The 7,545-nt window shown below is 71.4% G+C and carries 6 protein-coding genes; 5 read left to right on the top strand and 1 reads right to left on the bottom strand.

Annotated elements, in window-relative coordinates; all coding sequences use genetic code 11:
- Positions 1–138 precede the first annotated feature (138 nt).
- Positions 139–633, bottom strand: a complete 495-nt coding sequence (locus tag SSNG_RS15930; protein ID WP_007264878.1) for an inorganic diphosphatase — start codon at positions 631–633, stop codon at positions 139–141.
- 183 nt (positions 634–816) lie between these two features.
- Between SSNG_RS15930 and dacB the strand changes: the two genes are divergently transcribed.
- The 5 genes from dacB to ftsH all read left to right on the top strand — a co-directional run bounded on the left by dacB (position 817) and on the right by ftsH (position 7,530).
- Positions 817–2,226, top strand: coding sequence for a D-alanyl-D-alanine carboxypeptidase/D-alanyl-D-alanine-endopeptidase (gene dacB / locus SSNG_RS15925; protein ID WP_042801105.1), 1,410 nt, complete (start codon positions 817–819; stop codon positions 2,224–2,226).
- A 67-nt stretch (positions 2,227–2,293) separates the two neighbouring features.
- Positions 2,294–3,439 carry a zinc-dependent metalloprotease gene (locus SSNG_RS15920; RefSeq protein WP_128636979.1) on the top strand — a complete coding sequence of 382 codons (1,146 nt, stop codon included), beginning with the start codon at positions 2,294–2,296 and terminating at the stop codon, positions 3,437–3,439.
- Positions 3,440–3,634: 195 nt separating this feature from the next.
- Positions 3,635–4,663: a tRNA lysidine(34) synthetase TilS gene (gene tilS / locus SSNG_RS15915; RefSeq protein ID WP_007264875.1), complete on the top strand. Its 1,029-nt coding sequence runs from the start codon at positions 3,635–3,637 to the stop codon at positions 4,661–4,663.
- A 65-nt stretch (positions 4,664–4,728) separates the two neighbouring features.
- A complete protein-coding gene (gene hpt, locus SSNG_RS15910) occupies positions 4,729–5,289 on the top strand; it encodes a hypoxanthine phosphoribosyltransferase (protein ID WP_007264874.1) in 561 nt (186 codons plus the stop codon).
- A 207-nt stretch (positions 5,290–5,496) separates the two neighbouring features.
- Entirely contained in the window at positions 5,497–7,530 is a 2,034-nt protein-coding gene (gene ftsH / locus SSNG_RS15905; protein ID WP_007264873.1) for an ATP-dependent zinc metalloprotease FtsH, read from the top strand.
- The last annotated feature ends 15 nt before the right edge of the window (positions 7,531–7,545 follow it).

The following is a 7,545-nucleotide window of genomic DNA, read 5'->3' as shown; positions in this document are numbered from 1 at the left end:
TCCGCCCCCGGACCCCCCGCGCCTCAAACGCCGCCCGGCGCCCCGGGAACGCCGCAGCGGGCGGCGCCCCGTGGGGGTGCCGCCCGCTGCGGACGTGGTGGGTCAGGGCGCGCCCCGGACCCGGCTACCGAGCGGAGCTCAGTGGTGGCCGCCCTGGGCCTCCAGGCGCTTGAACGAGGCCTCGATCTCGGCCTCGGCCTCGGCGCGGCCGACCCAGTTCGCACCCTCGACGGACTTGCCCGGCTCCAGGTCCTTGTAGACCTCGAAGAAGTGCTGGATCTCCAGGCGGTCGAACTCGGACACGTGGTGGATGTCGCGCAGGTGCTCGACGCGCGGGTCGGAGGCCGGCACGCACAGCAGCTTGGCGTCGCCGCCCGCCTCGTCGGTCATGTTGAACATGCCGATCGCGCGGCACTTGATCAGGCAGCCCGGGAAGGTCGGCTCGTCCAGGATGACCAGCGCGTCCAGCGGGTCGCCGTCCTCGCCGAGGGTGTTCTCGACGAAGCCGTAGTCGGCCGGGTAGCTGGTCGAGGTGAAGAGGCGACGGTCCAGACGGATCCGGCCGGTCTCGTGGTCCACCTCGTACTTGTTCCGCGAACCCTTGGGGATCTCGATGGTGACGTCGAACTCCACGTCCTGCTCCTCCATGATCAGCTCCGGCCCAGTGCCGAAGCTTGACTGCTTCGAGACGGCATTTTGATTCAAATGCGCGCGCGTCCGGCCCAGCCCTGCGGGTGGGGTGCCATGCTCGCGGCAAGACGCAGTGATTAAGTGTCCCTCACGCATATGTGTGATCGCGAAAGGGGCTGGTCCGAGGTGCCATTGGTCAAGACGTGGCAGCTCATCACGGGGTCGGCCGTCGCCGGCCTCGCCCTGTCGGCTGCGCTGGTCGCCACCGCCGGTCCTTGGGACTCCGGCCAGCGTAAGGCCGAGCGGGACAGGGCCGCCTCCTGGAGCCGGACGGGTGGTGCAGATCACGCCGCCGGCGGCCTCCCGCAGGCCGCGCCCAGCGCCCCCGGGGTACTCGGCGGCCTCGCCCCCCGCCCGAACACCGGCGCCGCCGCGCTCGCCGGGGCCCTCACGCCCCTGCTGGCGGACCCCGCGCTCGGCACCGCGCGCGGGGCCTCGGTGATCGACGTCGCCACGGGCCAGGTGCTCTACGAGTCCGGGGCGGGCGACCCCATGACCCCGGCCTCCACCATCAAGATCGCCACCGCGAGCGCCGCCCTGGCCGCGCTCGGGCCCGAACACCGGATCCGGACCACCGTGACGCCCGGAGCCGGCCCCGGGGAGATCGTCCTGGTCGGCGGCGGCGACCCGTCCCTCACCGCCAAGAAGAAGAGCCCCGCCGGCTCCGGCGGCAGCCTCGTGGCCCTCGCCGCCGACACCGCCCAGGCCCTCAAGGCCGCCGGCACCGACACCGTGACCCTCGGCTACGACGACTCCCTCTACACCGGACCCGTCCTCCACCCGATCGGCCGCGACGAGAACATCGCCCCCGTCACCGCCCTCACCGCCGACGAGGGCCGCCCCGACGACTCCACCTCCGGGCCCGTGGACCGCTCCGACGACCCCTCCAGGGACACCGCCCGCTCCTTCGCCGCCCTGCTCCGCGACCGAGGGATCAAAGTGGGCGGCGAACCCGCCAGGGCGAAGGCCCCCGCCGGGGCCCAGCCGCTGGCCACCACCCTCTCCACCCCCCTCGCCGGGCTCGTGGAGCGGATGCTGACCAACAGCGACAACGACATCGCCGAGGCCCTCGCCCGCCAGACCGCCCTCGCCACCGGCCGGCCCGCCAGCTTCGAGGGCGCCGAGAAGGCCGTCTCCGAGAAGCTGGCCTCCCTCGGCGTCGACCTCACCGGCACCCGCTTCGCCGACGGCAGCGGCCTCAACCGGGCCGACCGGCTCAGCACGCGCCTCCTGACGGCCCTCCTCGCCAAGGCCGCCGACCCCCGCCACCCCGAGCTGCGGCCGGTCCTCACCGGACTGCCCGTCGCCGGCTTCACCGGGACCCTGCGCGCCCGCAACACCGGCGACTCCCCGGCAGCCGGCCTGGTCCGGGCCAAGACCGGCACCCTCACCGTGGCGAACGGCCTCGCCGGCACCGTCGTCGACCCGTCGGGGCGGCTCCTCGCCTTCGCCTTCCTGGCCGCGAACACCCCCGACAAGACCGCCGCCGAGAAGGGCCTCGACAAGCTGGCCGCCGCCGTCGCCGCGACCCCCTGACCCACGGGCTCCCCCAAACTCCGTCCGGGGGGACCCCCAGCGGCGCCGGTCCACGTACGGTTGACGCATGACGAGCATCGGTGGTGCGGAGATGGTCGACTGGAACCTCGCGGTGGCGACCGCGACCCGGCTGGTCAGGCCGGGTCCGGAAGTCAGCCGCGACGAGGCCCGGGCCGTGGTGGCGGAACTCCGCCGGCACGCCAGGACCTCCGAGGAGCACGTGCGCGCGTTCACCCGGATGATCCCCGAGGGCTCCCCCCTCCCCGACACCCCCGTCCTCGTCGTCGACCGGGCCGGCTGGGTCAAGGCCAACGTCGCGGGCTTCCGCGAACTCCTCGGCCCGCTCCTCGGCAAGATGCAGGACCGCCGCTCCGCCACCCCCGGCGGCGCCGTCATCGGCGCCGTCGGCGGCAAGGTCACCGGCGTCGAGCTGGGCATGCTGCTCAGCTTCCTGGCCTCCCGCGTGCTCGGCCAGTACGAGACCTTCGCGCCCGCCGGCCCCGACCTGCCGGGCGGCGCCGCCACCGGCGGCCGGCTGCTGCTCGTCGCGCCCAACATCGTGCACGTCGAACGCGAGCTGGAGGTGGACCCGCACGACTTCCGGCTCTGGGTCTGCCTGCACGAGGAGACGCACCGCACCCAGTTCACCGCCGTCCCCTGGCTGCGCGCCCACCTGGAGGGCGAGATCCAGACGTTCCTCGGCGCCACCGAGCTGGAACCGGGCGCCGTCCTGGAGCGGATCCGCGAGGCCGTCCAGTCCTTCGCCGGAGCCCGCGCCGAAGGCGAACGCGGCGAGGAGGGACCCTCCCTCGTCGAACTCGTCCAGACCCCCGAACAGCGCGAGGTGCTCGCCCGGCTCACCGCCGTCATGTCCCTCCTGGAGGGACACGCCGACTTCGTCATGGACGGCGTCGGACCCGAGGTCGTCCCCTCCGTCGCCGAGATCCGCGAGAAGTTCCAGCAGCGCCGCGCCAGCGGCGCCGGCCGCCTCGACGCCGCCCTGCGCAAGCTCCTGGGCCTCGACGCCAAGCTGCGCCAGTACCGCGACGGCGAGCGCTTCGTACGGGCCGTCGTGGGCCAGGTCGGCATGGACGGCTTCAACCGGGTGTGGACCTCGCCCAACACCCTGCCCACCAAGGCCGAGATCGCCCGCCCCGCGGACTGGGTGGCCCGGGTCCACCGCAAGGGCGGCACGCAGGGCGAAGAAAGGTGAAGCAGGAGGCGTAAACATGTCTCACTGGGGGAAGCAGCATCACCCTTCCGAGGGACCGTGGGCGGTGGAAGGGCGTGCGATGCTCGGGGAACGGCTCGGTTCTGTCACCATCGACGCACTCTGAGTGACATTCCGCATCTCCCCGCGCAACACCCGAAGCCTCCGAGCATCCGAACTCCACGAAGGGCACCGGACATGGGTCCCCATCCTGCGGTCGCGGCGATACGCCTGGCGGTCCGCCGCGTACTCCACGACGTCCTCACCGACCTCACCGACATCCCCCGCCCCCGCGCGGCGGGCGCCCAGCCCCTCGTCCTCGTCGCCTGCTCCGGCGGCGCGGACTCCATGGCGCTCGCCTCCGCCCTCGCCTTCGAGGCACCCAAGCTCGGCATCCGGGCGGGCGGCATCACCGTCGACCACGGCCTCCAGGTCGGCTCCGACCTGCGCGCCGCGGAGGTCGTGACGCGCATGACCGCGCTCCGCCTCGACCCGGTGGAGTCCGTCGCCGTGCGCGTCGGCCGCGAGGGCGGACCCGAGGCCGCTGCCCGCGACGCCCGCTACGCCGCCCTGGACGAGGCCGCGGACCGGCTCGGAGCCTGCGCCGTGCTGCTCGGGCACACCCGTGACGACCAGGCCGAAACCGTCCTGCTGGGCCTCGCCCGCGGCTCCGGCATCCGCTCCCTGTCCGGCATGGCCGAAGTCTCCGGCGGCCCCGGCCGCACCAACCGCTACCGGCGCCCCTTCCTCCAGGTCGACCGGCAGACGGCCCGCAAGGCCTGCATGGTCCAGTCCCTGCCCGTCTGGGACGACCCGCACAACATCGACCCCGCCTACACCCGCTCCCGGCTGCGCCACGAGGGACTGCCCGCCCTGGAGAAGGCGCTCGGCAAGGGAGTCGTGGAAGCACTCGCCCGCACCGCCCAGCTCTCCCGCGACGACGCCGACGCCCTCGACGCCTGGGCCGCCGACGCCGAGGCGGGCGTGCGCGACGAGGACGGCCGCCTGGAGTGCGCCAAGCTCTACGCGCTGCCCCCGGCCGTCCGCCGCCGGGTGCTGCGCCGGGCCGTGGTCGCCGCCGGCTCCCCGGCCGGCTCGCTCTTCGCCCGCCACATCGAGGAAGTCGACCGCCTCATCACCGGATGGCGGGGCCAGGGCGCCATCAACCTGCCCGGCCGCGTCGAGGCCCAGCGGCAGGGTGGCAGACTTGTCATCCGGCAGGGCTGATTGGTGCTGAAACACGGCTGAGTCCTCCGGGGGCACCCCCGGAGCCCCGGCCGACAACGAAAGTGATGCGGGTGGACGAGAAGGACATGGGCAACGACCTCCAGTCGGTGCTCATCACCAAGGAAGAGATCGACGCGAAGCTGGCCGAGCTGGCCGCGAAGATCGACGCGGAGTACGCGGGCAAGGACCTGCTCATCGTCGGCGTGCTCAAGGGCGCCGTCATGGTGATGGCGGACCTGGCGCGCGCCTTGTCCACCCCGCTCACCATGGACTGGATGGCGGTGTCCTCCTACGGCGCCGGGACCCAGTCCTCGGGCGTGGTGCGGATCCTCAAGGACCTCGACACCGACATCAAGGACAAGCACGTCCTGATCGTCGAGGACATCATCGACTCGGGCCTGACCCTGTCCTGGCTGCTGTCGAACCTCGGCTCCCGCCAGCCGGCCTCCCTCAAGGTCGTCACGCTGCTGCGCAAGCCCGAGGCCGCGAAGGTCGCCATCGACGTCGAGTGGGTCGGCTTCGACATCCCGAACGAGTTCGTCGTCGGCTACGGCCTCGACTACGCGGAGAAGTACCGCAACCTGCCGTTCGTCGGCACGCTCGCCCCGCACGTCTACGGCGGCTGACCCCGGCCTTCGCGGACGCCGTCACCGGCGGCGCCCCCGGGGGAACCCGGGGGCCGTTTCCGACGTTGGAGCGTGGGAAGGCGGGTCTGTCAGCCGTCCCTCGAGGTCGCGGGTGACAATACAGAGGTACATTCCGAAGAACAGTCTTTACTCACAGCAGCATTTACCTACGGGCAGGAGGGACGGGGTGCCCGGCACCCCGTATGGATGGACGTGAAGCGATACTTCCGTGGGCCGGTCATGTGGATCGTGCTGGCCGTCCTCGCCGTGGTCGTGTTGATGAACGTCGTCGGCTCCGGCGGCGGCTACAAGTCGGTGGAGACCAGCGAGGTCATCAAGGCGATCAACAGTGGCCAGGTGGACAGCGCCAAGCTGACCACCGGTGACAGCCAGATGATCAAGATCGAGCTGAAGAAGGGCCAGAAGCTCGGCAACAACAGCGGCACCAAGTTCCAGGCCAACTACATCGGGGACCAGGGCGTCCAGCTCGCCCAGAACCTCCAGAGCAAGTACGAAGCCGGTCAGATCCCCGACGGCTACTCCGTCACGCCGGACAAGACCAGCCCGTTCCTGAGCGTGCTGCTCTCGCTCCTGCCCTTCGTCCTCATCGTCGTCGTCTTCCTGTTCCTGATGAACCAGATGCAGGGTGGCGGCTCCCGGGTCATGAACTTCGGCAAGTCCAAGGCGAAGCTCATCACCAAGGACACCCCGAAGACGACGTTCGCCGACGTCGCGGGCTCGGACGAGGCCGTCGAGGAACTCCACGAGATCAAGGAGTTCCTCCAGGAGCCGGCGAAGTTCCAGGCCGTCGGCGCCAAGATCCCCAAGGGCGTGCTGCTCTACGGCCCGCCCGGCACCGGCAAGACCCTGCTCGCGCGTGCCGTCGCGGGCGAGGCCGGCGTCCCCTTCTACTCGATCTCCGGTTCCGACTTCGTCGAGATGTTCGTCGGTGTCGGCGCCTCGCGCGTCCGCGACCTGTTCGAGCAGGCCAAGGCCAACGCGCCGGCGATCGTCTTCGTCGACGAGATCGACGCCGTCGGCCGGCACCGCGGTGCGGGTCTCGGCGGCGGCCACGACGAGCGCGAGCAGACCCTCAACCAGCTGCTGGTCGAGATGGACGGCTTCGACGTGAAGGGCGGCGTCATCCTGATCGCCGCCACGAACCGCCCCGACATCCTCGACCCGGCCCTGCTGCGCCCGGGCCGCTTCGACCGGCAGATCGCGGTCGACCGTCCCGACATGCAGGGCCGTCTGGAGATCCTCAAGGTCCACCAGAAGGGCAAGCCGGTCGCACCGGACGTCGACCTCTCGGCCGTCGCCCGCCGCACCCCCGGCTTCACGGGTGCCGATCTCTCCAACGTCCTCAACGAGGCCGCGCTCCTCACGGCCCGCTCGGACAAGAAGCTGATCGACAACCACATGCTGGACGAGGCGATCGACCGCGTCGTGGCGGGCCCGCAGAAGCGGACCCGGATCATGTCGGACAAGGAAAAGAAGATCACCGCGTACCACGAGGGCGGACACGCCCTGGTCGCGGCGGCCTCCCCGAACTCCGACCCGGTCCACAAGATCACGATCCTGTCCCGCGGCCGGGCCCTGGGCTACACCATGGTCCTGCCCGACGAGGACAAGTACTCGACCACGCGCAACGAGATGCTCGACCAGCTCGCCTACATGCTGGGCGGGCGCGCGGCGGAGGAACTGGTCTTCCACGACCCGACCACCGGCGCCGCGAACGACATCGAGAAGGCCACGGCGACGGCCCGCGCGATGGTCACCCAGTACGGCATGACCGAGCGCCTCGGCGCGATCAAGTTCGGCGGGGACAACACCGAGCCGTTCCTGGGCCGCGAGATGTCGCACCCGCGGGACTACTCGGAAGAGGTCGCGGCGCTGGTCGACGAAGAGGTCAAGAAGCTCATCGAGACCGCGCACAACGAGGCCTGGGAGATCCTGGTCGAGAACCGGGACGTCCTGGACAACCTCGTCCTCGCGCTCCTGGAGAAGGAGACGCTGGGCAAGGAGGAGATCGCCGAGATCTTCTCCACGATCGTGAAGCGCCCGGCCCGTCCGGCGTGGACCGGTTCCTCCCGCCGTACCCCCTCCACCCGTCCGCCGGTGCTCTCTCCCAAGGAGCTCCAGCTGACGAACTCCGCGAACGGCACCTCGGCGGCAGCCGCGGCGCCCGTCTCCACGGAGAAGGGCATCGAGGTGGCCCCGGAGGACCGCCCGGAGGCCTGACCACCCGGAATGGAA

Source organism: Streptomyces sp. C (genome assembly GCF_000158895.1).
Lineage (GTDB): Bacteria > Actinomycetota > Actinomycetes > Streptomycetales > Streptomycetaceae > Streptomyces > Streptomyces racemochromogenes.
This window is presented reverse-complemented; position numbering and strand designations above follow the sequence as displayed.